This window comes from Pseudomonas sp. FSL L8-0168 (assembly GCF_037976155.1).
GTDB classification, from domain to species: Bacteria; Pseudomonadota; Gammaproteobacteria; order Pseudomonadales; family Pseudomonadaceae; genus Aquipseudomonas; species Aquipseudomonas paracarnis.
The window spans coordinates 1268987-1295922 of sequence record NZ_CP150262.1 but is presented as its reverse complement, the minus strand read 5'-3'; the positions used below and the strand labels follow the sequence as shown (position 1 = coordinate 1295922).

General features: G+C 61.2%; 15 protein-coding genes. 7 read left to right on the top strand and 8 right to left on the bottom strand.

The genetic code is table 11. The annotated features are described in order from the left end of the window. Positions 1-53 precede the first annotated feature (53 nt). Positions 54-11441 (top strand): autotransporter-associated beta strand repeat-containing protein, encoded by an 11388-nt coding sequence (locus MHH62_RS05335; RefSeq protein ID WP_339232614.1) that lies wholly within the window; start codon positions 54-56, stop codon positions 11439-11441. A 116-nt stretch (positions 11442-11557) separates the two neighbouring features. Here the strand turns inward: MHH62_RS05335 and MHH62_RS05330 are convergent, their stop codons facing one another. Further along, positions 11558-12229, bottom strand: a complete 672-nt coding sequence (locus tag MHH62_RS05330; protein WP_072435738.1) for a helix-turn-helix transcriptional regulator — start codon at positions 12227-12229, stop codon at positions 11558-11560. A 231-nt stretch (positions 12230-12460) separates the two neighbouring features. After that, positions 12461-13705, bottom strand: coding sequence for a methionine gamma-lyase (locus tag MHH62_RS05325; protein WP_339232611.1), 1245 nt, complete (start codon positions 13703-13705; stop codon positions 12461-12463). A 123-nt stretch (positions 13706-13828) separates the two neighbouring features. Here MHH62_RS05325 and MHH62_RS05320 point away from each other — a divergent pair, with 123 nt between their 5' ends. Then, positions 13829-14299, top strand: coding sequence for an Lrp/AsnC family transcriptional regulator (locus MHH62_RS05320; protein ID WP_014718112.1), 471 nt, complete (start codon positions 13829-13831; stop codon positions 14297-14299). A gap of 156 nt (positions 14300-14455) precedes the next feature. Here the strand turns inward: MHH62_RS05320 and MHH62_RS05315 are convergent, their stop codons facing one another. Beyond that, the gene (locus MHH62_RS05315; RefSeq protein ID WP_339232610.1) at positions 14456-15886 is read right to left on the bottom strand and encodes a PLP-dependent aminotransferase family protein; all 1431 of its coding nucleotides are present in this window, start codon (positions 15884-15886) and stop codon (positions 14456-14458) included. 158 nt (positions 15887-16044) lie between these two features. Here MHH62_RS05315 and MHH62_RS05310 point away from each other — a divergent pair, with 158 nt between their 5' ends. From MHH62_RS05310 to MHH62_RS05290, 5 genes are all read left to right on the top strand, one after another. Continuing rightward, positions 16045-16227 carry a rubredoxin gene (locus tag MHH62_RS05310; RefSeq protein WP_014718115.1) on the top strand — a complete coding sequence of 61 codons (183 nt, stop codon included), beginning with the start codon at positions 16045-16047 and terminating at the stop codon, positions 16225-16227. Positions 16228-16254: 27 nt separating this feature from the next. After that, a complete protein-coding gene (locus tag MHH62_RS05305; protein WP_020303173.1) occupies positions 16255-17124 on the top strand; it encodes a sugar phosphate isomerase/epimerase family protein in 870 nt (289 codons plus the stop codon). A gap of 69 nt (positions 17125-17193) precedes the next feature. Then, positions 17194-17826, top strand: a complete 633-nt coding sequence (locus MHH62_RS05300; protein WP_014718117.1) for a LysE family translocator — start codon at positions 17194-17196, stop codon at positions 17824-17826. Positions 17827-17905: 79 nt separating this feature from the next. Then, complete coding sequence (locus tag MHH62_RS05295) at positions 17906-18964, top strand: diguanylate cyclase (RefSeq protein ID WP_014718118.1); 1059 nt, start codon at positions 17906-17908, stop codon at positions 18962-18964. A gap of 48 nt (positions 18965-19012) precedes the next feature. Continuing rightward, complete coding sequence (locus MHH62_RS05290) at positions 19013-20242, top strand: M20/M25/M40 family metallo-hydrolase (RefSeq protein ID WP_014718119.1); 1230 nt, start codon at positions 19013-19015, stop codon at positions 20240-20242. A gap of 191 nt (positions 20243-20433) precedes the next feature. On the opposite strand, the gene MHH62_RS05285 is transcribed toward MHH62_RS05290, so the two are convergent. The 5 genes from MHH62_RS05285 to MHH62_RS05265 all read right to left on the bottom strand — a co-directional run bounded on the left by MHH62_RS05285 (position 20434) and on the right by MHH62_RS05265 (position 26902). Beyond that, positions 20434-20793 (bottom strand): hypothetical protein, encoded by a 360-nt coding sequence (locus MHH62_RS05285; protein WP_032903701.1) that lies wholly within the window; start codon positions 20791-20793, stop codon positions 20434-20436. Positions 20794-21172: 379 nt separating this feature from the next. Then, positions 21173-21589 (bottom strand): hypothetical protein, encoded by a 417-nt coding sequence (locus MHH62_RS05280; RefSeq protein WP_019819573.1) that lies wholly within the window; start codon positions 21587-21589, stop codon positions 21173-21175. After that, positions 21583-21867 carry a hypothetical protein gene (locus tag MHH62_RS05275; protein ID WP_074059145.1) on the bottom strand — a complete coding sequence of 95 codons (285 nt, stop codon included), beginning with the start codon at positions 21865-21867 and terminating at the stop codon, positions 21583-21585. The genes MHH62_RS05280 and MHH62_RS05275 overlap by 7 nt, the downstream gene beginning before the upstream one ends. A 50-nt stretch (positions 21868-21917) precedes the next feature. Next, complete coding sequence (locus tag MHH62_RS05270) at positions 21918-22229, bottom strand: contact-dependent growth inhibition system immunity protein (protein ID WP_014718121.1); 312 nt, start codon at positions 22227-22229, stop codon at positions 21918-21920. Beyond that, the gene (locus tag MHH62_RS05265) at positions 22226-26902 is read right to left on the bottom strand and encodes an RHS repeat protein (protein WP_339233025.1); all 4677 of its coding nucleotides are present in this window, start codon (positions 26900-26902) and stop codon (positions 22226-22228) included. Before MHH62_RS05265 ends, MHH62_RS05270 begins: the two co-directional genes overlap by 4 nt. Positions 26903-26936: the final 34 nt, after the last annotated feature.

Sequence of the window (26936 nt, the reverse complement as noted above, 5' to 3'; positions counted from 1 at the left end):
ACAAGGCGTGCACGCAGTCACGGATGAAAGGCTTGGACCACAAGGAGTAGAACGTGGATAGAAGACTTGCGACTGCCGCTTTACCTCGTATTTCTGCGCTTTCTCTTGCGATCCGCCTGGGCGTGGCCGGGCTGGTGATGGGGCTGGCGAGCCCGGATGTGTTCGCCGCCTGTAGCCCGGCGAGTCCCACCGCTGGAGCGACGGTGACCTGTACGGGTGTGCCGACATTGCCGCTGTTTCTCAATACCTTCAGCAGTGCAGTCAACAGCCTGACGGTCAACGTCAACGCGGGGGCGCAGCTCAATGCGACGTTGGGCGGTAAAGCACTGACCCTGACCGGCAACAACACGACGTTGAACAACTCCGGCACCATTGACCCGGCACTTCTCGGATTGGTTTCGGTGCTGAGCGGTGGCGTAGTGATCGGCAACACGGCAGCCAGCGCATTGAACATCACCAACAGCGCCTCCGGCATCATGCGCGGTACTGGCGCATTGCTGGGGCTGAACCTGGCCTCGCTGGACGGCATGGCCCTGAACGCCACCAACGGCGCAGGCGGCACCACCACGATCGTCAACAACGGGGTCATTGGTTCTTCTTCTTTGCTCGGCCTGTCGCTGCTCACTTCCGATACCCCGGTGGTGGCCGTGCAGGGTGGCGGGCAGGTCAATATGACGAATAACGGCACCCTGACCGGGCGCGTGGCGTTCGAGAGCTCCACTACAGGGAACACGTTCCGCAACACCGGCACTATCTCTGGCGGTGTGTCGATGGGGGCCGCCAGTACCAACACCTTTACGGCAGTCACGGGCTCGCAAGTGACCAACGGCGGCGGCCTCGGCTTAAGCCTTGGCGGACTGATCGGCGTGAACCTGACGTTCGCCCCCACCGGCCAGGTGGACGGCGGCGCAGGCGGCAGCAACTCGCTGATCCTTGAAAACACGACGGGCGTCGGTGGTGGCAGTACAGGCACCGGCACGGCTTCAAGCGCCAACTATGTCAACTTCAACAACCTGGCCATCAATAGTGGCACCTGGACGTTGCAGGGGCCGTTGGTCAGCGGCAGCACTACGCTCAATGGCGGTGTGGCGCAATTCAATAACAACGCGACATTTGGCAGCGGTGTGCTCACGTCTAACGGCGGCGCTATCGAGGCCACCGGCAACGGCCTGACACTGGCCAACCTGATGACCCTGGGTACCGGTGGTTTAACGGTACAGGGCGCCTCGACCGGGTTGACCCTGAGTGGTGTGATCTCGGGCGCCGCGGGTGTGAGCAAAGCGGGTACCGGCGAATTGATCCTCAGTGGCACCAACACCTTCCAGGGTGGTACCACCTTGAACGCCGGCACGCTTACATTGGGCAATGCCGCAGCGCTAGGTACCGGTGCATTGACCGTGGCGGGTGCAGGTACTTTGCAGAGCAATGCTGCGCTGACAACCAGCAATGCGATTACCTTGAACGCCAATCTGACCGTAGACGGCGTGAACCCGCTGACCCTTGGCGGGGTTGTCAGCGGTGGTTCCGGGTTGATCAAGGAGGGCGTATCGAGCCTGGCGCTTACGGGCAACAATACTTACACCGGCGCCACGGCCCTCAACGCCGGTTCGCTGGTGGTGGGCTCCAATACTGCGCTCGGCGCCAGTGTGTTGAACGCCTCGGCGGGTACCACGTTGGATGCCAGTGCAGCAGTGAGCCTGGGCAATAACCTCAACCTGGGCGGTAACCTGACCCTTGGCGGCAGCAGCGCGCTGACCCTTGGCGGTGTGGTGGCGGGCCTTGGTGGGTTGATCAAGAACGGCCCGGCGGATCTGCTCCTCAATCAAGCGAACACTTACCTGGGCAACACGGCACTCAACAGCGGCAAGCTGGTGATTGGCGCTACCGGTGCCTTGGGTGCGGGTACGTTGAATGCAGCCGCAGGCACGACCCTGGACGCCAGCACCAGTGCCACGCTGACTAACGCGATCAACCTGGCCGGTAACCTTGGAATCGGTGGCAGCGCCAACCTGACCCTGGGCGGCACAGTCAACGGTGCAGGCAGCCTGACCAAGAACGGCACAGCCGGCCTGACACTGAGCGGCAGCAATAACTTCCTGGGTGGCACCACGCTGAATGCCGGCACGCTGACCGTCGGCAGCAACACGGCGCTTGGCCTGGGCAGCTTGACCGTCGGCGGCGCCGCCACCCTGGACAGCACCTCGGCGGTGGCGTTGGGCAATGGTATTGCCCTCAACGCCGGGCTGACCGTCGGCGGCACCAATGGGCTGACCCTGGGCGGTGTGGTCAGCGGCGCGGGTGCGCTGATCAAGGATGGCCTGGCCAACCTGACCCTTAACGGCACCAACACGTTCACCGGTGGCACCAGCCTCAACGCCGGTACGTTGACCTTGGGCACGGCAGGCGCATTGGGCGCAGGCCCCTTGACGGTCGGTGGTGCGGCAACTCTGGATACCAGCGCGACCTTCACCCTGGGCAACGGGATTGCCTTGAATGGCGACCTGACGCTCGCGGGCAACAATGACCTGAACCTCAGCGGCGTGCTCAGCGGCGCCAGTGCGCTGATCAAAAATGGCTTGGCTGACCTGACCTTGAGCGGCAACAACACTTTCACCGGGCCATTGAATATTGTCTCCGGCAGCGTCACCACCGGCAGCACCGGTGCATTGGGCAACACCTCTGGCGTCAATGTCAGCACCGGCGCCGCACTGAACCTGGGCGTCGATTCCAGCCTGGCCGGCCTCAGCGGTGCGGGTGGCGTGGCAGTCGGCGGCGGTTTGAATCTCACCGTGGGAGGGGTGAACACCAGCAGTACTTTTGACGGTGACCTCAGCGGCGCGGGCAGCTTGATCAAAGTGGGTACCGGCACGCTCACGCTCAACGGAATCAATGGCATCACCGGTAACACGGCGATCAACGCGGGCACTCTGGATGTCGATGGTTCTCTGGGCAGCGCGTTGGTCAACGTGAACAGCGGCGGCACCCTCACCGGCAGTGGCTCGCTCTTGGGTACGGCGAATATCAATAGCGGCGGGCACCTGGCGCTGGGCAGTGGCACGACCTTGTCGGCCGCTGGCCTGAACATGAGTGCCGGGGCCAGTCTGGATGTGGCGCTTGGCGCACCGTCGCTGACCTCGCTGATGAATGTCGGCGGCAACGTGAATCTGGCCGGCGACCTTAATGTGAGCGATGCCGGTGGCTTTGGCGCTGGTGTGTATCGCTTGATCAACTACACCGGCGGCTTGACCGGCGCATTGAACGTCAACACGGTGCCGCTGGGTTATGGCCTGGGTGATCTGCTGGTACAGACCTCAGTGGGCAGCCAGGTCAACCTGGTGGTAGCGGCGCCGAATATTCGTTTCTGGGACGGCAGCAACACCCTTGCCAACGGCACTGTTGACGGTGGCAACGGCACCTGGACAGCGGGGGGCACCAACTGGACGTCGGCCGACGGCCTTTCCAACCAGACCTGGGGCGGTGGCTTTGCGGTGTTCCAAGGTGCTGCGGGCACTGTCAGCGTGGATGGCGTACAAACCATCACCGGTCTGCAATTCGTCACCGATGGCTACAGCCTGGTCAATGGCACCGGTGGGCAGTTGAGCACCGGCAGCGGCAACTTCGCCGTGCGCGTCGACCCACTGGCGACTGCCACCCTCGGCGTCGATATCACCGGCGCGGGCGTGCTGAACAAACTCGATACCGGCACGCTGGTGCTCAATGGCGCCAACAGCTACACCGGCGGCACCTTGCTCAATGGCGGTACGGTGGTGGTCGGCAGCAACACCGCGCTGGGCACTGGCACGCTGACCGCTGCGGCGGGCACCACCCTGGACAGCAACGCCTCTGTAACCCTGGGCAATGATGCGGTACTCAACGGCAGCCTGACGGTCGGCGGCAGCAACGCATTGGCGCTCAATGGCGCCATCAGCGGCACCGGTGGCCTGGTCAAGAATGGCACGGCAGGCCTGACACTCGGCGGCACCAATACCTTCCTGGGCCCTGTGGCCTTGAACGCAGGCGGGCTGATCCTGGCCAGCAATACGGCGCTGGGCGCGGGCGTGTTGAATGCCGCAGTCGGTACCACCTTGGACGCGAGCACGGCGGTCACCACTACCAACGCGATCAATCTGGCGGGCAACCTGGGCATCGGCGGCACCGCTGACCTGACCCTCGGCGGCGCAATCAACGGTGCAGGCAGCCTGACCAAGGAGGGCACGGCCAATCTGATCCTCAGCGGCGCCAACGCCTACCTGGGTGGCACCACCCTGAACGCCGGTACGCTGACCTTGGGCAGCGCCACCGCCCTTGGCCTGGGCAACCTCACCGTTGGCGGCGCGGCGACCCTGGATAACACGGCAGCGCTGAGTGTGGGCAATGGCGTCGTGCTTGACGCCAACCTCGCCGTCACCGGCAGCAACGACCTGACCCTGGGTGGCCTGGTCACCGGCACGGCTGGCCTGAGCAAAGACGGCGCGGCCAACCTGACCCTCAATGGCGTCAACACCTTCCAAGGCGGCACCAGCCTCAACGCCGGCACGCTGACCCTGGGCACGGCAGCAGCCCTGGGTACCGGCGCCTTGAACGTAAACGGTGCAGCTACTCTGGCCAACAGCACACCGCTGGTATTGGCCAATGCGGTCAACCTCAACGCTGGGCTGACCGTGGGCGGTCTCAACAACAACCTGACCCTGGCCGGCGTGCTGGCCGGCAGCGGCAGCCTGGTCAAAACCGGCACGGCGGATGTGAGCCTGACCGGTACTAACACCTTCAACGGCCTGTTCGATGTGCAATCAGGCAGCCTCACCACGCTGGGCAACGGAGCACTGGGTGTCGGCGCCGGGGTCAACCTGGCGAGCGGTACTTCCCTCAACCTGGGCGGTAGCTCCAGCCTGGGCGCCCTCACGGGTACCGGGCTTGCAACCGTAGGGGCCGGCAGCACCTTAAGCGTCGGCAACAATAATCTGGACAGCACCTTCAACGGCGTCGTGGCAGGCCTCGGCAACCTGGCCAAAGACGGCACAGGCGCCTTGACCCTCGGTGGCCTCAGCGTGGTGACCGGGGACGCCCAGGTCAACGCCGGCAGCTTGCTCGTCAATGGTTCCCTGGCCAGCGCCAACGTGGCGGTGGGCAGTGGTGCCACCCTCGGTGGTACCGGTACTTTGTTGGGCAACGTGAGCATCGCCGACGGCGGCCACCTGGCCGTCAATTCCGGCGCGACCCTGACCACCGGTTCGCTGCTGCTCAATGCCAACGCCAACCTGGATGCGGGCCTCGGCGCGCCCGCGACGGGCGGCACCGCGCTGGTGCAGGTCAACGGCAACCTGACTCTGGACGGCACCCTTAACGTCACGGATATCGGCGGCTTCGGTGCGGGTATCTACCGCCTGATCGACTACACCGGTGGCCTGACCAACAACGGCCTGCTATTGGGCAGCCTGCCGGTGAACATCCCGGCCAGCGACCTGGACCTGCAAACTGCGATCGGCAACCAGATCAACCTGCTGGTCAACGGCAGCACCAACGTGCAGTTCTGGGACGGCAGCCAAACCACGGGCAATGGCACCATCGAAGGCGGCAGCGGCACCTGGAGTGCAGGCGGCAGCCAATGGACCGGCGTCAATGGTGCATTCAATACCGCCTGGACGCCCAACAGCTTTGCCGTGTTCCAAGGCACGGCGGGCACCGTCACGGTTGACGGCGCGCAAGCCATCACTGGTTTGCAGTTCGTCACCGATGGCTACAACCTGGCCGGCGGGGCAGCGGGCGCCCTGACCCTGTTCAATGGCGTGGGCGGCAACACCGCCGTACGTGTCGATCCAGGCGTCACTGCCACCTTGGGCGTGGCGCTTAACGGCGGCGGCACCCTGGCCAAGCTCGACACCGGCACCCTGGTGCTCAACGGCGCCAACAGCTACACCGGCGGCACTGCCCTGGATGGCGGCACCCTCGTGGTCGGCAATAACAGTGCCCTGGGCAGCGGCCTCTTGACCACCGCCAACGGCACCACCCTGGACAGCAACACCGCGGTCAGCCTGGCCAATGCACTCAACGTCAACGGCAGCCTCACCCTCGGCGGCAGCAATGCCCTGACCCTGGCCGGCACGGTGGCGGGCACGGGCAGCCTGATCAAGAATGGCATCGCCAACCTGACCCTCAGTGGCAACAACACCTATGCTGGCCCAACCGCACTCAACGCAGGCGGCCTGATCCTGGCCTCCAATTCGGCCCTGGGCAGTGGTGCCCTGAACGCGGCCGCCGGCACCACCCTCGACAGCAGCACGGCGGTCGCCCTGGCCAACACGGTGAATCTGGCCGGCAACCTGGGCATTCTGGGCACCGCCGACCTCAGCCTGAACGGCCTGGTCAGCGGTACCGGTGGGCTGATCAAAACCGGCGTGAGCAACCTCACGCTCAACGGCGCCAATGCCTACCTGGGCGGCACGCAATTGAATGCCGGTTCCTTGACCCTGGGCAATGCGTCAGCCCTGGGCAGCGGTGCCTTGGCGGTCAATGGGGCATCCACCCTGGACACCAACACGGCGTTGGCCCTGGCCAATAACACCAGCCTGAACGCCGCGCTCACCGTCGGCGGCAGCAACGATCTGAGCCTCAACGGTGTAGTGGACGGCAGTGGTTCGTTGACCAAGGCCGGTGGCGCCAACCTGACCCTCAACGGCACCAATACCTACAGCGGCGGCACGGCCCTCAATGCCGGCACGCTGACCGTCGGCAGCACCACGGCCCTGGGCTCGGGCGCATTGACCGTCGGCGGTACGGCGACCCTGGCCAACAGCACGCCGTTGGTGTTGGCCAATGCGGTCAACCTCAATGGCGACCTCACTGTCGCAGGCAGCAACAACCTGACCCTGGCCGGTGTACTCGCTGGCAATGCAGCGCTGATCAAGAATGGCGCGGCGGACCTGCTGCTGACCGGCAACAACAGCTTCAGCGGCCCACTGACCGTGGCGGCGGGCAGCGTGACCACGACGGGTAATGGTGCGCTAGGCACCACCTCCGGCGTCACTGTCGGCAGCGGCGCCAGCCTCAACCTGGGTGGCAACGCCAACCTCAACAGCCTGGCCGGCAACGGCGTGGTACAGGTGGCTGGCGGCAACACGCTGGCGGTGGGTGGCAGCAACCTGGATAACAGCTTTGGCGGTGCGCTCAACGGTGCCGGCAATCTGGATAAAAACGGCAGCGGGGTGCTCAACCTGAGCGGCACCAATGCCATCAGCGGCGCGGCCAACGTCAACGGCGGCACCTTGAATGTCACCGGTTCCCTGGCCAGCGGCACGGTGGCAGTGAACAGCGGCGCGACCCTGGCCGGCAGCGGTTCATTGGCTGGCGCGGTGACCGTGGCCGACGGTGGGCACATCGGCTTGGCCACCGGCAGCACGCTGTCGGTGGGCTCGTTGGTGCTGGGTGGCAACTCGAACCTGGATGTCGGTCTCGGCACTCCGGTGCTGGGTGGCGGCACAGGCCTGCTGAATGTCGGCGGCAATCTGACCCTGGACGGCAACCTCAATGTCACTGATATCGGCGGCTTTGGCAGCGGCGTCTACAACCTTATCAACTACACCGGGGCCTTGACCGATAACGGCCTGGCTCTTGGCACACTGCCAGGCAGCGTGGTGCCGGGCGACCTGCAAGTGCAGACCGCGATCACCAACAAGGTCAACCTGCTGGTGACTGCGCCCAACACCACCGTGCAGTTCTGGGATGGCAACAGCCTGATCGGCAACGGTGCGATTGACGGCGGCAACGGCACCTGGAACGCCGGCAATACCAACTGGACCAATGTCGACGGCACCCTCAACCAAGGCTGGGCCAACAGCTTCGCGGTGTTCCAAGGCGCGGCGGGCAACGTGACGGTGGACGGTACGCAAAACATCACCGGCATGCAGTTCGTCACTGATGGCTACACCCTGGGCTCCGGCACGGCGGGCGTGCTCAACCTGGTCAATGGCGGCACCGGCAACACCGCGGTACGCGTCGACCCCAACGCCACCGCGACCCTGGGCGTGACCCTCAACGGCGCTGGCACCCTGGCCAAGCTCGACAGCGGCACCCTGGTACTCAACGGCAATAATGGCTACACCGGCGGTACCGCGCTCAATGGCGGCACCCTGGTGGTGGGTAATAACAGTGCCCTGGGCACAGGCGCTCTGACGGCGGCCGGTGGTACTACCCTGGACAGCAACGCGGCGGTCAGCCTGGCCAATGCGGCCGTGCTCAACGGTGCCTTGGCGGTGGCAGGCAGCAACGCGCTGACCCTTGATGGGGTTGTCAGCGGCAGCGGCAGCCTGGTGAAAAACGGTGCGGCAGCGCTGACGCTCAATGGCGTCAACAGCTACAGCGGCGGCACTGGCCTGAACGCCGGTCAATTGATCCTTGGCAATAATGCTGCCCTGGGCAGTGGTGCCTTGACGGTCGGCGGCGCGGCGCAACTGGATGGCAGCACCGACCTGCAACTGGCCAATACCCTCAACCTGGGTGGCGCGCTGACCCTGGCCGGCAGCCACGACCTAGCCCTCAACGGCGTGGTCAGCGGCAGCGGCGGCCTGGTGAAAAATGGCAACGGCGACTTGTTGCTGACCGCGGCCAACACCTACAGCGGCGGTACCACGCTCAACGGCGGCAGCACCACGGGCAACACCACCAGCCTGCAAGGCGCTATCGCCAACAACGCGGCGTTGACCTTTGAGCAAGCCATCGACGGCACCTACACCGGCAACCTCACCGGTACCGGTGTGTTGAACAAAACCGGCACCGGCGCGTTGTTGCTCAGCGGCAACAACACCTTTACCGGCAACACCAACGTCAACACCGGCAGCCTGCTGGTCAACGGCACCTTGAACAGCGCCGCAGTGCAAGTCGCCAGCGGCGCGACCCTCGGCGGCAGCGGTACCCTGGGCGGTGCGGTGAACATGGCTGACGGCTCGGTGCTCCAGGCCGGTGCCGCGACGCCGCTGTCGGTGGGTTCGCTGGCCTTGTCATCGGGCACCACCCTGGACTTCGCCCTCGGTGCGCCGGGTGCCTCCAGTACAGCGGTGAACGTGGCGGGCAACCTGACCCTGGACGGCACCCTCAACGTCAGCGATACCGGCGGCTTCGGTGTCGGCGTGTACCAGCTGTTCCGCTACGGCGGCAGCTTGACCGATAACGGCCTCACCTTTGGCACCTTGCCGGTGGCACTGGGCAACCTGAGCCTGCAAACGGCGCTGGCCAACCAGCTCAACCTGGTGGTGCAAACCACCCCAGGGCAGATCCAGTTCTGGAACGGCGGCACCACCAACCCCGATGGCAGCATCACCGGCGGCAGTGGTACCTGGGGCCCAGGCACCAACTGGACCGACCCCACCGGCACTCAAGGGCAGGCGTCCACCAATCAGTTCGCGGTATTTGGCGGGCAGGGCGGCACCGTGACCGTAGTCGGCAACCAGGGCTTCACTGGACTGCAAGTGCTGGACGCCGGCTACACGCTGGTCGCCGGCGCAGGCGGTAGCTTGAGCCCGACCAATGCGGCCGATGGCAGCCTGGCGCCAGTGCGCGTCAATTCCGGCGTGACCGCTCAGATTGATGCACCGCTGGTGGGAACCGGCGGCATCAACAAGCTGGATGCGGGCACCTTGCTGCTGACTGGCGCCAATACCTACACCGGCGGCACTACCGTCAGTGGCGGTACGCTGGCGGGCACCACCACCAGCCTGCGTGGCAGGATCCTCAACAACGCGCGGTTGTTGTTTACCCAGCGCACCAATGGCCAGTTCAGCGGCACCTTGAGCGGCACCGGTGCGCTGATCAAGCAAGGCGCAGGCGCGCTGTTGCTGACCGGCAACCAGCCGTTCAGCGGCACCGTGGCGGTGGAAGAGGGCGTGTTGCAAGTGGGCAACGCGGCCAACCCAGGCGCCGTGCTCGGCGGCCAAGTCACCGTGGCCAACGGTGCGGGGCTGACCGGTAACGGCAGTGTCGGTTCGCTGGTCAACAACGGCTCGGTGACGCCCGACGGTGGCAAGCTGACCGTTGCCGGCAACTTCACCAACGCCAGCACCGGTGCGCTGAACCTGGTGATCACCCCATCCACCACCGGCTCCCTGGCCGTGGGCGGCACCGCCAACCTGGGCGGCACCTTGAATGTGGTCAACCTGGCACCCTATGCCGGCGCCACCACCTACACCCTGCTGACGGCGGGCGCGGTCAACGGCACCTTTGCCACCACCAACCTGGAGAACCTGGCATTCCTCACTACCGCGTTGAACTACAGCCCAACCCAAGTGGCCCTGGCGGTCAGCCGCAACGACGTCAGCTACGCCAGCGTGGCGGCCACCGGTAACCAGCGCGGCGTAGCGGCGGCGTTGGGCACAGGCACCGCAGTCGGTGGCGCAGCGGTGCAAAATGCACTGCTTAACGGTGATGCAGGGGCGGCACGTGCGGCCTTCGACAGCTTGTCCGGCGAAATCCACGCCAGCACCGCCAGCGCCATGCTTGAAGACTCGCGTTACGTGCGTGATGCGGTCAACGAGCGCCTGCGCCAACCCGGTTGCTACCGCGAGGACGACCCGCGCAATGCCCTGGCACCCAGCGAAAACCACCTGAGCAGCGCCGGTTGCCACGGCGAGATGGTCGGTTGGATGCGCGTGCTCGGCACCTGGGGCCACATGGGCGGTGACAGCAACAGCGCCAAGCTGGACCGCAACCTCAGCGGCTTCCTGCTCGGTACCGACAAGCAAGTGGACGACGCCTGGCGCGTGGGCGTGGCCGCCGGCTATACCCGCAGCGACCTGGACGCCAAGCGCCGCAACTCGAGCGCCGATGTGGACAGCTACCACCTGATGGCCTACACCGCCTACCAGCAAGAAGCCTTCGCCGCACGCATGGGCGTGGCGTACAGCTGGCATGACGTTGAAAGCAAACGCAACGTGGCCGTCGGTGGCGAAGGCCAACGCCTCAAAGCCGATTACAAGGCACGCAGTGCGCAGGTGTTCGGTGAAGTCGGCTACACCATTCAAACCCCTACCGTGGCCCTGGAACCGTTCGCCGGCCTGGCCTACGTCAACTATGACAGCGACACCATCAAGGAAAAAGGCGGCTCGGCAGCCCTGCGTGGCGATGCCGACCAGGACATCACCTACTCGACCTTGGGCGTGCGCATTGGCCAGACCATCACCCTGGGCAACGGCTCGAAAATCACCCCACGGGGCAGCATCGGCTGGCGCCATGCCTTCGGTGACACCAAGCCCGACGCCGACCTGAGCTTTATCAATGGCGGTGGCTCGTTCAGCACCCAGGGCGTGCCGATTGCCAAGGACAGCGCGGTGGTGGAAGCGGGCCTGGATTACCAGATCAGCCAGAACGGCAGACTGGGCCTGGGCTATTCCGGCCAACTCTCGCGCAACGACAAAGACCACGCCGTGACGGTGAGTTTCTCCCTCGGTTTCTGATCAAGGCCGAGTTTTCTTGAACCGCCCGCAAGGGCGGTTTTTTTTGCTGAAAGCTGGGCTTGCCCGAATACCCCGTGTAGAAGCGAGCATGCTCCTACAGTTTGATTGGCGTGAGCTCAGAAACGGGTGCCGTCTTCGGTCGAGTACATCCACCGCAACAACGAATGCCGCCCGCTGATCCCCAACTTGATCGCCGCACGCTTGAGGTAGCTCTCGATGGTGTTGACCTTCAACGCCAGTTGTTCGGCCAACTCCGGCGCGGTGCGCCCGGCCAGCAGGCCTACGCACACTTGCAGTTCACGGTTGGACAGGGTCAGCCCCGATTGCACCAGGCGCTCCTGAATGCGTCGGTGCAAGGTGTCGATGCCCTGATGTTGGGGCACTGCGCACGGGCTGTCTGGGAGCGATGGCTGCAGCGCGGTGATGTGTTTTTCCACCATGGGCAGCAACAGCGCGGAGAAGTCTTGGAGCATGCTGCGTTCTTGCGCGGAAAAGCTGTCGGACGGGTGCGAGCGATACACCGACAGTACATAGCGCACATCGTCCTTGCGGCCCGTGAGGTGCAGTTGTGCGGCGAGTTGCTCGCTGCCCAGGGCCGCCACCGAATCGGTGTACACCGGGCTGATCTTGCGGCGGCCAAGGCCTTCGCGGCTGACGTGCAATTGGGTGATATGGGTGGCGTCCACTGCCAGTTGGGTGAGGATCAGGTCATGCAGCATGCGTGGAAAATGGCGGCTGCCGGTGCTGGCGATGACCTTGCCTATCTGTGGGAACAGGTGTGAGTTCATCAATTCGTCCGTGAGTTTCGTGCAGGTGTTCGGTTTTATAGCGACGGGGGTTAAGAAGGTAACGAATGTGAATAACCTGCAGTGATAGTGCGTCCCGCTGCGGACATGCTAGTACAGGCTGGCTAAAGGAGGGGGATCCAATCTGCGAAAAAAAAAGCATTAAACATGTAGAACGGCAGTCGGATCCTTCCGACCGCCGCCCAGGCACCGCAAAACGCACGGCTTGAGGCGCTATTTCATGGCATAAACCGCTGTGGGGGCTGGCCGCAGGTTGGCACCGCTGCACTTGGCCAGGGCCTGTTGGATATCCGTCAGCAGGTCGGCAACGTCTTCAAGCCCCACCGACAAACGCACCAGGCCCTCGCTGATACCGTGCTGCGCAAGTTGCTCGGGGGTGTAGGTGGAGTGGGTCATGCTCGCCGGGTGTTGGGCCAGTGATTCGACATCTCCCAGGCTGACCGCACGGGTGAACAGTTGCAGTGCGTTCATAAAGCGCCGGCCCGTCTCGATCCCACCCTTGAGTTCAAAGGCAATCATGCCGCCGGGCAGTTTCATTTGCCGGGTCGCCAGTTCGTACTGGGGGAAGGAACGCAGCCCGGGGTAGATCACACTCTCCACGGCCGGGTGCGCCTGCAAGGCTTCGGCCAGCGCCTGGGCATTACTGCAATGACGGTCCATGCGCAGGGCCAGGGTCTTGAGGCCGCGCATCAGCAACGACGCGTCCTGGGGTGACATCACTGCGCCGGTCAGGTCCTTGAGCCCTTGCAGGCGGATGCGCTGTGCCAGCGCCTGGTGGCTCACCGCAACACCTGCGGTGATGTCGCCGTGGCCGCTGAGGTATTTGGTGGCCGAGTGCACCACCACATCGGCACCCAGTTCCAGGGGGCGTTGCAGATAGGGCGTGCAATAAGTGTTATCGACCACCACGGTGACATTCGGCTGTTGATGGGCCAACTCGGCCACGGCGGCGATGTCGATCAGGCGCAGGTTGGGGTTGGCCGGCGTCTCGCAGTAGAGCATGCGCGTGGCCGGGGAGAATGCTGCTTGCAGGGCGGCCAGGTCGGTCAGGTCGACATGCCGCACCTTGATACCGAATTCGCCCAGGCCATGGTGCAACAGGGCGAAGGTACAGCCATAGAGGGTCTGGCTGACGATGATCTCGTCGCCCGGGCGCAACAGGGTCCAGAACGTTGCGGCAATCGCGCCCATGCCGGAGCTGAATGCTACGGCGGCCTCGCCGTTTTCCAGGCTGGCCATGCGTGACTCCAGCAGGGCCAGGGTGGGGTTGGAAATGCGCGTATAGAAGTGGCCGCTGGCTTCTCCGGCAAAGCAGGCGGCGCCGTATTCGACGGTGGGGAAGGCGAAGGTGGCAGACAAGTAGATGGGCGGAACGAGGGCGCCGTGATGGTCAACAGGGTCATAGCCATGGTGAATGGCACGGGTGCAAAAGCCGAAGCTGGTGTGTTGAGTGTGCATGTCGGGCGCTCCTTATTTCCTACAATGCTATGCTCATAACCACAGATGAACTTTGCGAAAAAGCCTGCAAAAACCCGCGTTTGTGGATCAAACATCGATAAAAATAATGATTAGAGGCACGTTATGCCCATCAAGCTGGACCGTACGGACAAAGCCCTTTTAAACGCGTTGCAAGGCAACGCCCGCCTGACCGTGGCCGAGTTGGCAGAGCGGGTGGCCCTCACCACCTCACCGTGCTGGCGCCGGGTGCGCACCCTGGAGGAGAGCGGGGTGATCAGTGGCTACCAGGCGATCCTTTCTCCCAAGGCGCTGGGTTATGGGGTGACCGCGTTTGTCAGCATCATGATGGAAAGCCACACCCAGGAAATCGCCCGCGCGTTCGAGCAGCGCCTGTTGGCGATTCCGGAGATTGTGGCGTGCCATAACGTCTCGGGGCGCTATGACTTTTTGCTGGAAGTGGTGGCCAAAGACCTGGAATCGTTTGGCGAGTTTGCCCGCGAGGTTTTGCAGACGTTGCCCTGCGTCAAGGAGATCTATTCGAGCTTTTCCTACAAGTCGGTGCGGCCGTTGCGGGTGATTCCGTTGCCGGGTTGACGGGAGGCTTACGGCGCGAGCCGATGCGTATCCACCCGACGCCCCGCGATCCAACTGTGGGAGCTGGCTTGCCTGCGATGGCGGCCTGCCAGCCGACGCAGTTATACCGAGATCAAAATCAGAGCAAGAGCAAGAGCTACTCGCTTCGCATCGTGGTTACGTTGGGCTGCTTTTGCTTTTGTGTGCCACACCATGCAACAACAGCGCCTCAAATACCCGCTGCACCCGTGGCTCATCACTGTGGGCCACATTGAAGCGCATCGAGTCGCGATGGGCCGGGTCATAGCCAAACAGCGCACCGGGCGCCAGCACCATGCTGCGTTTCAGGGCTTGCTGAGCCAGGAGTTCGCCGTTCACGCCAGGCGGCAGGCGTGCCCAGATGAACATCCCGCCTTCATACGCCATCGGCAGTTCGCACCCGCAGCGCTTGAGCCATTGTTCGACGCGCCCTCCGGCCTCCATCAGGCGTTGCACCATGCGCTTGCGATGCTTGGCATAGCTGCCTTCGCTGAGCATACGGTAGACGATTTGTTCGAACAGTTCGGAGGTGACGCCGCCGCTCATCAATTTCATATTGGTGAGGTTGGCGGCCAGTTGCGGCGCGGCCACGACGTAGCTGACGCGGGTGTTTGCGCTGAGGCTCTTGGAGAACCCCGACAAGTAGGTGACCTGCTCCAGCCCGGCGACGGCGGCCAGGCGTGGAGGAGGGTTGGGATGCAGGTCGCCATAAAGATCATCCTCGACGATATGGCAGTGATAGTGCTGGGTCAGTTGCAGCAGCCGAAACGCCTGGCTGGGGCTGAAGGAATGCCCGGTGGGGTTATGCAGAACGCTAGTGGTCAGGTAAAGGCTGGGGCGGTGTTCGGCCAGCAACTGTTCGAGGGCCGCGAAATCGAACCCATCGGGGCGGCGCTCGATGGTAACGACCTTGACCCCATGCAGCGCCAGGTTGGCGTGGAAGTTGAAATAGCACGGCGCGTCGAGCAACACCGTGTCGCCGGGGCGTGCAAGCAGGCGCATGAGCATGTCCAGGCCCTGCACGGTGTTGGGGGTTGTGATGATTTGCTCCACCGGCACCGACAAGCCTTCGCCATGCAGTTTCTGTTGCAGCGCCTGGCGCAACGGCAACAGCCCCGCCGGCGTGCCCAGCCCGGCGATGCGCAGCGACGGCGCACGCACCACGCTGCGCATGGCCTGGCGGATCGCTTCGCCATTGAGCCAGTCCTCCGGCAGGTGTCCGCCACCGGGCCGCAGTTCGCCACTGGCGGTGGCCAAGGGCCGGCGCAATACGCTGAGCAGGTCTTGGGGCAGTAGATCGACCCAGGTCGCCGAAGCAGGGCGTGTGCTGTCCATCGCCACGAAGTAGCCGCGGCCCTGGCTCGAGGTCAGCAGGTGGCGACCGCGCAGGCGGTCCAGAGCCTCATTGAGGGTGAACTTGCTGACGCCGAGGATCTGGGTCAGCTCACGCACGGATGGCAGTTTGCTGCCCGGTGCCCATTCGCCATTTTCCATGGCGTGGCTGAACGCCTCGACGATCTGCTGGACCTTGGGCGTGCCTTCTACGAAAGCGATGGCGGATACAAACATGACGCGTCCTTGTGTTTGCAGGTGATTTTACCGGTGAAGTGAGGCCGGATTAGGCATCACTTTACCTGCCTTGCGCAATGCCACTCCCCTAGACTGCGCGGCATCTCGCCTGGAGATGGCGATATTTCCTACACCTGAGCAATGGATTCTGCATTTCCATGAAGACTTATATGTGCGCACCCTGCGGTTTTATGTACGTAGAAGAACTGGGTATTCCGGAGGACGGAATTCCCGCAGGCACCCCTTGGGAAGAGGTGCCTGAAGACTGGACATGCCCGGATTGCGGCGTGACCAAGGCCGACTTCATGGCCATCAATCTTCCTGAACGTCAATTCGCCTGACACTCCATCAACGAAAGGAATCGCTCCATGGAAAGCAAACTGATCAACGCCACCGTCCCGTTCTGCACCGGTGTGGCCCACCAGAAATACCTGGGCGCCGAAAAGGGCCTGCAAACCGCCATCGAAGGTGACTGCACCCACTGGTACATCGACGGCAGCCTGTTCGGCGAAATGGTCGATGACTGGACCGAGGCGCGTATCGAAAGCCTGCAGGCGCAAATCACGGCGACTGGGGTCAAGCCGGTTTTCCACGGCAACTTCAAGGCACCGTTGGGCAGTGATGTAGAAGCCTTCCGCAGCGCTGCCGTGGAGTATGTGAAAAAGGAAATCGACATCGCCAGCCGCCTGGGCGCGCCGTTGATCATTCACGGCGGTTGCATCGTCGAGCCGAAAATGGTGCTGATGGCCAAGAAGGTCGCCCTGGAGCATTACCTCAAGTCGGTGCAGGAACTGGCGCGCTATGCCGAGGCCAAGGGCACGGATATCTACCTGGAGAACCTGTCCAACTACGTCAACTATCGGCCGTTCCACTACATCTTTACCCATGAAGCCGAATACGCCTTTGTGTTCGAGCGCCTGCAAGCCCATAGCAATGTGTATTTCTTCCTCGATGCCGGCCACGCCAACATCGAGAACGGCCTGCCGGCAGAAGTGGTGCGCAAATACCACCACCTGATCAAGGGCATTTCCTTCAGCAACAACAACGGCGTGCAAGACCAGCACTTCGGCATCCATGACGGCAACTGCGATTACGCCGATGTGCTGCAGGCCATTGTCGAGACCAACTGGAAGGGGCTGGTCGCGTTTGAAACCCGCAACCAGACCGCCAAGGCTGCCCTGGCTGACCTGGCGGTGATGTACCGCGAGTCTCTGACGACTGAAATCGCCGTCGCCTGACCGGCCTGGGGCGGGCGCTTGAGGCGCTCGCCTTGTTGCTGTTGTTCTCTTAATTCAAGGTCCCTGGCCATGACAAGTGCGTTAACCCTGTCGTCGTTTCTCTACTTTTTGCTGTTTTGCGCCACCATGACCTTCAGCCCCGGCCCCATGACCTTGTTGTTGTTGAGCCTGGGCCTGAAGGACGGCCTGCGCAGTTCGATCCCCGCGCAGATTGGCGCCAGTGTGTCTTACCTGATTTCCATCCTGATCTTTGCCGTGGGCTTCTCGGAACTGATCAAGGGCAACCTTGCCATTACCCAGACCATCCAGTTTGTCGGTGTGGCCTATATTCTCTACCTGGCCTACAAGCAGTGGACCAGCAGCGGCGTGTCGATCAACAACGCAGGTGCCGTGGAGGGTTCGCGCAGCCTGTTTGGCAAAGGGCTGTTGACCGGGTTTTCCAACCCCAAGACCATCATCATGTTCAGCGCCGTGTTCCCGCAGTTTGCCGGCGCCGGTGAACACAGTTCGGCGGCGGACATCGCCATCCTTGGCCTGACCTTCCTGCTGCTGCAATTTGCCAGCGGCTGCCTGTATTGCTATTTCGGCCAGCGCATCAAGCACGTGCTGGAAAACCCCAAGCGCCGGGTGTTGTTGCAGCGGGTCACGGCCGTCTTGCTGTTGGGCGTCGCCTTGATGCTGGCACGCGGGTTTTCGCACTGAAGTATTAGCCAATAAGCGGTAGTGGCGATTTGACGTCGCCCTGTTAGACTCCAGGCATTCACCCAGGATCGCCCCCACCATGCCAGCCGTCGGAGGAAAAGGACTTCCGCTCGCTTTGCGCTTGTACAAATCTCGCCTGCTGGGGCTGACGCTCGGCTTTGTGTGCGTGGCGTTCGGCATGTATCCGTTGAACCCCTCTCTGTGGGTATGGGCTTGGATGCTGGTCAATGCCTTTGCGTGGCCGCACCTGGCTTTTCAATGCTCGTTGCGCTCGGCCAATACCTTGCGCAGCGAACGCCGCAGCCTGCTGTTCGATTCCTTTTGCGGTGGGTTCTGGGTTGGCGCGATGCACTTCAACCCGCTGCCCAGCGTCACCACCCTGTCGATGATGAGCATGAACAACGTCGCCATCGGCGGGCCGCGCTTCCTGTTCGCGGGTTGGGTGGCGCAGGCACTGGGACTGGGCACCGCGTTGTTGCTGTTCACACCTGGGTTTGTCGCCCTGACCACCCAGGCCCAGCTGTATGCCTGCCTGCCGATCCTGATGCTGTATCCCCTGGCCCTGGGATGGATCTGCTATCGCCAGGCCGTCACCTTGGCCCGGCACAAACGTGAACTGCTGGCCTTGAGCCGCACCGACAGCCTGTCGGGCCTGCTCAACCACGGCGCCTGGAAGGACCATCTGGACCTCGAATTTCAACGTTGCCGCCGTGGCCCGGCCGGTGCCGCCATCGCGTTGATCGACATCGACCACTTCAAGACCATCAACGACACCTACGGCCATGTGACCGGCGATATCGTCCTGCGCCAACTGAGCAAGGTGCTGCGCCAGAACCTGCGCACCACCGACCTGGCCGGCCGTTATGGCGGTGATGAGTTCTGCGTGATCCTGCCCGATATGCCCCTCAACCGTGCCACCGAGGTGATGGAGGCCTTGCGCGGTCGCTTCAACGCCTTGGCCTACGCCCAGGACCCGACACTGCGAGTGAGCCTGAGCATCGGCCTGGCGCCGTACCAGCCGAGCCACGCCGACTCCATCAGTTGGCTCAACGATGCCGACCAGGCGCTGTATGAAGCCAAGAGCAGCGGGCGCAACCGGGTCAGCTCGGTACAGGGCAGTTGGTTGCGGTCAGTTTAGTGGGGTAGGGTGGCGGGGCACCCTCCAACAAAAAACAAGGATCGGTCCATGTTCTTCACCTTCCCGCGTACCCTGTTGGCCGCTACCCTGGCCTTGTCTTTCAGCCTGCCGGCCTACAGCGCCGAGCCTCATAAACAGATCCAGCAACAGGCCGAACAATACAAGGCCCAAGCCTTGAAGCTGCTGGAGCGCCTGGTGAATATCGACTCGGGCTCAGGCTACGAGCCGGGCCTGACCCAAGTGCGCGATATCGCCGTGGACGAGTTGAAACAGTTGGGTTTCACCATCGAATTGGTGCCGGATAAAGCCGCCAACAACAGCCATGTGGTCGCCACCCTCAAAGGCACCGGCAAGGCCAAGATCCTGCTGATGGCCCATATGGACACCGTATTCAAGGAAGGCTCGGCTGCCGAGCGCCCCTTCCACATCAAGGACGGCCGCGCCTACGGCCCCGGCGTGATGGATGACAAGGGCGGCATCGTCGCGGGCATCTATGCGCTCAAAGTCCTCAAAAGCCAGGGTTTCAAGGACTACGCGCAGATCACCTTCCTGCTCGACGCCAGCGAAGAAACCGGCTCCGACGCCGCCTCCGAACTGATCCGCAACACTGCCAAGGGCCACGACGTGACCCTGAACCTGGAACCCGGCCGTCCCGCCGACGGCCTGGTGGTGTGGCGCAAAGGCAGCGCCACCGCCGTGGTCGAAGTCAAAGGCAAGGCCGCCCACGCCGGCGTCGCCCCGGAACTGGGACGCAACGCCGCCATGGAAGCCGCGCACCAGATCCTGCAACTGGGCAAACTTGGCGATGAAGACAAGAAAACCACCATCAACTTCACCGTGCTCAAGGCCGGTGACCGCACCAACGTCATCCCTGACCAAGCCACCGCCAAGGCCGACGTGCGTGCGGCCTTGCCGGAAGAGTTCGACCGGATCGAGAAAGACCTGGCCCGGGTTTCAGCCAACAAATTGATCCCGGAAACCGAAGTGAACACCAGCCTGCAGCGCGGCCTGCCACCGATGCCGCAGACGGCCGAGTCGGATAAGTTGGTGGCGATGGCCCAAGGGATTTATGGCGAACTGGGACGCAAGTTGACCATCGAAGGCAGCGGCGGCGCGGCGGATGCCAGCTTGTCCGCCGGGGTAGGCACGCCGACGTTGGATGGGTTTGGGATAGTGGGGGGCAATATCCACACCCCGGAGGAATATGCCGAGGTGGAGAGTGTGGTGCCGCGGGTTTATTTGTTGAGTCGGATGATTATGGAGTTGTCCAAGCGCTGATCAGAACACTGGATGATCGAACGAAGCAGATTTGAATGGGGGAGGAATGCCCCTCAGGCAAACGCAGATCCCCTGTGGGAGCGGGCTTGCCCGCGAAGGCGGTGTGTCAGTCGCTGCATGTGTTACTGCACTACCGCTTTCGCAGGCAAGCCAGCTCCCACATTTGATCGTGTTCGCTTGGTTTTGTTGGATTATTCGTCTGCTGTCGCTTGAGCGTGATAACGAATTAGACATTCAAGCAATGTTTTCATAAAGGCTCTGTTGTCGACGATTTCATCTTCGAAGTAAGTGTCAAATAGATAAAATACGGACTCAAAATTTTCGTCCGTGCTGAGAAAATGCTGGAGTGTGTTGATGTGCCATTCTCTTTCATCTTGCTTATATTTGATGAATTCAGGCTTGGTTAGCTGGTTGAATAACCATGTGAGTTCCTCGTGATGGTTCACGTTTATAGAGGTAATTAGCTCTTCTCGGTCCGCATCTCTGGTGTTTTCGATGCAGTAGGTAAATAATAATCCTTTAAGTATTGATAGCTGTGGTTGACTTTTCATGTTTAAAAGTCCATGTAAGCAGTAAAGAGGTTTCTGTCTTCATTCAAATGCGCAAAGGCTTATCTCTGTTTTCCATATTCTGATTTATCCCTTTTATACCCTTCACCTATAAACTTCTCCATACAGATCATTGAATTGCAAAGCGAAGCGGGTTTGAATGTGGGAGGAGTTCCAGGTAAGCGCAGATCCCCCTGTGGGAGCGGGCTTGCCCGCGAAGGCGGCGCGTCAGTCGCTGCATGTGTTACTGCAGTACCGCTTTCGCAGGCAAGCCAGCTCCCACATTTGGTATTTGTTGATTTGAGCGTTGTGTTCGCTTGACTGATTGGCATTAGGGCTTGCCCCGTCCCACATTGAGTACTCGGTGTATTCAATGTGGAAGTCACCATGTGGCAGGGTCTTCGAGGCTGGCTTTTTGGAGGTCTTCTTTCCACCATTCATTAGTTAATCTATAAATTTCTTCGAAAAAACCTTTTGGATTGTCCATTTCACTCCATCCCCACGGCAGGGTGCAATAATAGCCGGGAGCCTGTCTCAATAAGTGCGAAAAATCAAAGGTTTCGTCGCTAAGTGCAGCCCCCAATTTGTCGCATAAAACCTTGCGATGTCGATAGCTTAGATCTGAAGATTTCTCAATTATGTATTTTTTGATCAGTCGTCTTCTGTCTGTGTCAAGGTTGATGTCGTAACGTGCAAACTCTTCACCTAAAGTCTCTTCGCGATCATAAATATCGAACGGGCTGAGTAAGTGCCGAAGTTTCGGTGCGTACGGGATATCTAGAAAAGGGTGTTTCAGCATTGGTCATTACCCACAGGGAATACGGTATAAAGTTCTTTGGTTTCGCGATCAAATTTTGCGATCGCTGCATCCATGTTTTCATCAAGTATTGGATTGTTTCGGTCAGAAGGGTTTGGTATGTATCCTCTTCCGCAACCCTGCATTTCGATTCGGACAACTGGGTTGCCGTAGTAATCTTCCCCGGTAAAAGGTGGTAGGTTGCGTTCTGCTCTGGTGGTTACCTCATTTAGTACAGCGAGTTGCGCTCGATGACTTTTAAACTGCGTACTTAACTGCATAGGATTTTTCCTTTAGTGGCGGTGCTGATTTGTTTAGGGGGGGCGATCGATTATTGTTTGAGGAGTAAGTGGTTCTCAATTTTTCTTACGATGTGGCTCAGCCAAAGCGGCCCTGATGCCCACTCGTGCGGATAATAATAATAGCAATACTGTTTGTGTAGCAGGTTCTCCAAAAGATTTGATTCGTTTGTATAGTATTTGAGCAGTTCTAGAATTTCTTCTTTTACGGTGATGATTACATCCGTAGATGAGACTAGTAGAAAAGCATCAATGACCTCGTCAGCTGTGGCGTGCTCATCTACCCAGTCTTGATGGAAGTAAGCTCCAAAGAATTGCTGAAGTTCAGTTAGTTGGTTGTTCATTTTTCTATTGGGTATCCTGTCAGTAAAAGGTAGCCGTCTGGCATTTTTGGTTTTCGAATTAAAACTAGCATAAACTTATAAACAGGTATGGATTCTGTGGTGCCTCTTATAACGCTCAACCCTACGGGTTGGCTCGAATGCTCTCTGATAATATGCTTGTCCTTCGTTCCTTGTAGGAATTTGGATATTTCCTGACTGTGCGAAGCCAAGCTTTTGGATACAAGTGCTTCTGCGTCTTCTAAAGTTTTGAACGTAGACGCTGCAGGTATATGTGGCTCCACCTCAAGCCTTTCTACCAATTGATAGTCAGTCCGCTCTACGTGCTTCTTAATCAGATGTCCGCCTGCTTTTTCATGCCCGTCTAGTACGCCGCTGGGTATTTTTTTTGCTGGAGCGTCGATTTTTGAGCCAGGACAAATTCCAACCTTACAGCTCAGCCCTAAGGGATCTACCCATCCCGTCGGATTGGGCACATACCGGTACCCATTGATCCCTCCCGCCAACTTCACCGGATCTGGCGTCAGGTAGCGACCAATATCTGGATAGTAGTAGCGATGGCGGTTGTAATGCAGCCCGCTTTCCGCATCGAAATACTGCCCTTGAAACCGCAGTGGGTTGTCGATTTTGCCCACGTCGAGCCGGGCGATCTGGCCGTAGGCGCGGTAGTGGGCGGACCAGACGATTTCGCCTTCGGGGCTGGTCAGTTCTTGCGGGGTGCCGAGGTGGTCGAGTTGGTAGTGGTAGGGCTTGGTTTCTTTTGGGCCGAAACCGTCCAACAGTGCCAATGGGCGGAAGCTGCCGGGCTCGTAGAGGTAGCTGCGATGGCGCTCTGCATGGTGTTCGGCAATCAGCTTGTCGCCTTGCCAGAAAAACTCGGTGGTTTTGTCGCCCACGGTTTTGCTGATGCGGCGTCCAAACGGGTCATAGCGATAGCTGGCGGTTTGGCCGTTGGGCGTTGTAACCCCGACTAACCGATGCTGGCAGTCGTAGCGGTACTCAGTGACAAGTTGCTGGCCCTTGCCGCGTCGTTCGCGGATGAGGTTGCCGAAGGCGTCGTAGTCGTAATGACGGTCGCCCTGGATCATCAGGCGGTTGGCCGCAACGATGTCCGGGCCGGGGCGGTCTTGCATCAGCAGGTTGCCAGCGGGGTTGTGGCCGAAGCGTTCCTGTACGTCTTGGGAGTGGTCGGCGCGCGTCAGGCGGGCGAGGGGGTCGTAGTGGTAGCGGTGTTCGCCTTTGCGGGTGTCGAGCAGGCGGGTGAGGTTGCCGGATTTGTCGTAGTCGTACTGGCGTTGGTAAAAATGGTTTTGCTGTTGGGTTACCGCATGGGCGTGTAGGCGGCTCTGGTCGTCGTAGTGGTAGTGGCTGAGCAGTTGGCCTTGCTGGCGCTGGTGTTCGCGGCCGCTCTTGAACAGATGTGAGGTGAGTACTTCACCGTTGAGTTCGACCGTGGCGAGGTGGCCGCCTTTGTCGTGGTTGAAGGTGACGCGGTTGTTGTCTGGCAGGCACAGGTTTTTCAGCTGGCCGCAAGCGTCGTAGCCGTAGCGCAGGGTGCCCCATCCCTGGTGTTCGGCGGTGAGGCGGTTTTGGCGGTCGTATTCGTAGGCCAACGCCCAGTGGCCGTCTTCGACGCTGAGGAGGTTGCCTTGGCGGTCGTAGGCATAGTCGACAACGGCGCTGTCGGGCAGGGTTTTTCGGACGAGACGCCCGGCGTGGTCGCGCTGGTAGCGGGTAATGAGCTGACTGTCATCGTCGCCGTATTCGGTCTTTTCCAGCAGGTTGCCGTTGAGGTCGTAGGCGTAGACGGTGCGCTGGCCGTCGAAGCCGGTTTCCTGGCGGATCAGGCCGTTGGGGTGATAGTCGAGTTGGTAGGTTTCGCCGGCTTCGTTTTCGATCTCGGTGAGCAGCAGCCGGGCGTTGTCGTAGCGGTACTTGACTTGGGTGCCGTCGGCGTTGAGCCGGCGGCTGATCAGGTGCAGGCCGTCTGCGTATTCGTAGCCGGTGACGTGACCGAGTTCGTCGCGTTCGGCGATGATTTTGCCGTAGGGGTTGTAGCTGAATTCCCTACAATTACCTCCTGGCAATACAAGACGAATCAACCTGCCGACGCAGTCCCAGTGATATTGCGTCAGCGCACCATGCTCATCCTCACAGGCAACTTGCCGCCCCAGATCGTCATAGCGATAACGCTTGAGCCCACCATTGGGCAATTGCTCCTCAAGCAGTTGCCCGCGTTCGTTCCACACCAGCCGCTGGCAACTGCTGTCGGGATACCAAACCCCAACTAATTGCCCATGTTTGTCATAGCTGTAGTCAGTCGAATTGCCATCCGGGTCAATCTTGCGGATGACATCGCCCTGAACATTGCGCTCATATTTCCAGACCGCCTCCCCACGCCTGACAACCCGAACAAAACCGTTGTCATGTTCGTAGGAAGTCGGCTCATCATCCCCCGGAAACAGCGCCACCATGCGTCCGGCGTCGTCATATTGATAGGCCGTCACCGCGCCCATCGGGTCTTGCTCGACGGTCAGCCGGCCCTTGGCATCGTAGGATTTGTAATGCTGAGCGCCATCCGGATCGATGCGCTGCACCAAGCGCGCCCGGTCGTCATGGACATAGACTTCCTGGCTACCATCGGCGTTATGCACGGTGACGTGGTCGTCATCGCCCCAGGCATAACGCGTGTCCATCTGCGAGAAGCTCGCCCAATGCCGGACGCAACGCGCCGCCTTGCCAGACCGTTCCCACGCCCAGAAGAAACTCGCCCCACCGGCCAACTGCCGCTCAAGAATGACGTGCTGATCGTCGTAGCGATAACGCTCGCTTTCCCCGACAGCATTGGTCGCGCAGACCAGTCGTCCGTGTTCGTCATAGGCGTAGGAAACAAGGTTCTGCTCGGTCTCCCACACGTAGGGCTCACGCCCTTTGGCGCGATGCACCTGATAGTCCACCGCGACGATGCGACCCAACTCATAACGCAGCAGCAACGAACGACCGGCGCCGTTATCCAGCCGCTCAATCCGCCCTGAACGATCCCGGCAAAGGCGCAGCCGGTTGTCATACGCATCGCTGATCGAGACCAGCACACCGTCGCGAAAGTGATAAAAACGCGAGGCCTGGGCCAGCACCAACTCGTCAGGCGCCGAACCCAAATAGATCGCTGCTTCCGCCAGGCTATTGGTGATTGCGGGTCGAGAGTCGCTGGGCAATGGAAACTGCGTATGGCGGTTCTCATGATCGGTCCACACCACCGAATCGCCCGACACCACCAGCCGATGAGCCAGCGCATGGCTCCAACCCAACCCCAGCCCACAATCGACCTCCACCGCGCTAGTGCGATACAGCCGTGTCCACTCAAACGGCAAAATCCCGTCCAGCGCGCCGTCGGTGAGGGTGAGCAATTCCTCGCCGGTGACCATCGACACCGGGCAGCCGTGAGTGACTGTTTTATCCGCAGGCGCCGCCGCATCGCCCTTCGGATTCGACGCCACAGTTGGCACATCATCGACAGGCTCCTGACGGACCAACGTCGTGCGCTGGGTCTTGCCGCGCACCATCGGCATCGGGTTCGAAACCAGCGTATCGCCCGCCTTCAACGGCACAGCCGGCACCGTCTTAATCGGCGTCGCCGCACTGCTCAGCAACACCGGCTTGGCGGCCTCGACATGGGTTTCCAACCGAGGCCCCGCCACCTGCTTGGCCAGCAACTCCAACAACGCCCGCGCCCGCCCGGACTTGACGCCACTAAGCACCTGAGCACCCAGGCGCAGCTGTACCCCAATACCCCGCGTGGCCCAGATCAGCAGCAGATTGATCAACACTTCGCCGGTGATTTCACCCAGCAGTTCGTACATGTCGGGTGGCGGCAGCATGCGTACCCAGGCCACCAGCGCCGACAGGTAGATAAACAACAGCGGCTCATCACTGAGTACCAGCAACCCCTTGGCCAGCGTGTCTTTGCCCAGCTTGAGCAGTGCATCCAGCTCGGCCTGGGACAGGTATTTCAGCAACGTTTCGCTGTTGGACTTGAGGTTGGCGAGCAGGTCGTACAGCTCGGTGATGTTGTCCCACAGGTTGTAAAGCGCCTTGCCCAGCCCGGTCGCAAAGGCAATGCCCTGAATGCCGCTACGCTTGTAGGCTGGCGCTTTGGCAAAGTCTGCCCATCGAGGCTTGAAGTGCTCGGCCCATGCCGTGCGCAAATCCGCTTCCAGCCCGGCGATCACAGACTCATAGGACGCATACAGCGCCTGGACGTGAGCCTTGGAAACAGTGGGGTAAAAGGTGATTTCGTACTGTTGGTCGCGGCTACAGTCGCTGACTTCAAGAATGCCGCTGGGGCCAATGGTCCGATGCAGTGGCGCGCCTAGCGGGCTGCCGTCCTGTGCAACGGCTTGCAGCCTCACGGGCGTGTTGCCGATAGGCACGAACTGCGTGCTTTCGAACAGATGCACCAGCGTCAGCCCGCCCTGGGCTTTGCATTGAGCGACCGTGCGGCTGGGCTTGTCGGAAGAGATCGGCGCGACCAGTGCGACGTCTTCCCCAACCTTGAACACCTGCTCCACGCTAAGTGCCGAACCACTTAAAAAGCTGTCGGCCCACGTATCAAAGGTATTCAGGCAGGTGCGCAAATCCGCGAATACGCGCTCAACCTTCGGCGCTTCGGGATCCATCGGCACCAGCATCAGGTTGGCCAGCACCGAGATC

Excerpts from the sequence above, each read along its gene's own strand:
- MHH62_RS05330 (WP_072435738.1), bottom strand. The coding sequence starts at position 12,229 with ATGAACTCACACCTGTTCCCACAGATAGGCAAGGTCATCGCCAGCACC.
- MHH62_RS05325 (WP_339232611.1), bottom strand. The coding sequence starts at position 13,705 with ATGCACACTCAACACACCAGCTTCGGCTTTTGCACCCGTGCCATTCAC.
- MHH62_RS05320 (WP_014718112.1), top strand. The coding sequence starts at position 13,829 with ATGCCCATCAAGCTGGACCGTACGGACAAAGCCCTTTTAAACGCGTTG.
- MHH62_RS05315 (WP_339232610.1), bottom strand. The coding sequence starts at position 15,886 with ATGTTTGTATCCGCCATCGCTTTCGTAGAAGGCACGCCCAAGGTCCAG.
- MHH62_RS05310 (WP_014718115.1), top strand. The coding sequence starts at position 16,045 with ATGAAGACTTATATGTGCGCACCCTGCGGTTTTATGTACGTAGAAGAA.
- MHH62_RS05305 (WP_020303173.1), top strand. The coding sequence starts at position 16,255 with ATGGAAAGCAAACTGATCAACGCCACCGTCCCGTTCTGCACCGGTGTG.
- MHH62_RS05300 (WP_014718117.1), top strand. The coding sequence starts at position 17,194 with ATGACAAGTGCGTTAACCCTGTCGTCGTTTCTCTACTTTTTGCTGTTT.
- MHH62_RS05295 (WP_014718118.1), top strand. The coding sequence starts at position 17,906 with ATGCCAGCCGTCGGAGGAAAAGGACTTCCGCTCGCTTTGCGCTTGTAC.
- MHH62_RS05290 (WP_014718119.1), top strand. The coding sequence starts at position 19,013 with ATGTTCTTCACCTTCCCGCGTACCCTGTTGGCCGCTACCCTGGCCTTG.
- MHH62_RS05285 (WP_032903701.1), bottom strand. The coding sequence starts at position 20,793 with ATGAAAAGTCAACCACAGCTATCAATACTTAAAGGATTATTATTTACC.
- MHH62_RS05280 (WP_019819573.1), bottom strand. The coding sequence starts at position 21,589 with ATGCTGAAACACCCTTTTCTAGATATCCCGTACGCACCGAAACTTCGG.
- MHH62_RS05275 (WP_074059145.1), bottom strand. The coding sequence starts at position 21,867 with ATGCAGTTAAGTACGCAGTTTAAAAGTCATCGAGCGCAACTCGCTGTA.
- MHH62_RS05270 (WP_014718121.1), bottom strand. The coding sequence starts at position 22,229 with ATGAACAACCAACTAACTGAACTTCAGCAATTCTTTGGAGCTTACTTC.
- MHH62_RS05265 (WP_339233025.1), bottom strand. The coding sequence starts at position 26,902 with ATGGATCCCGAAGCGCCGAAGGTTGAGCGCGTATTCGCGGATTTGCGC.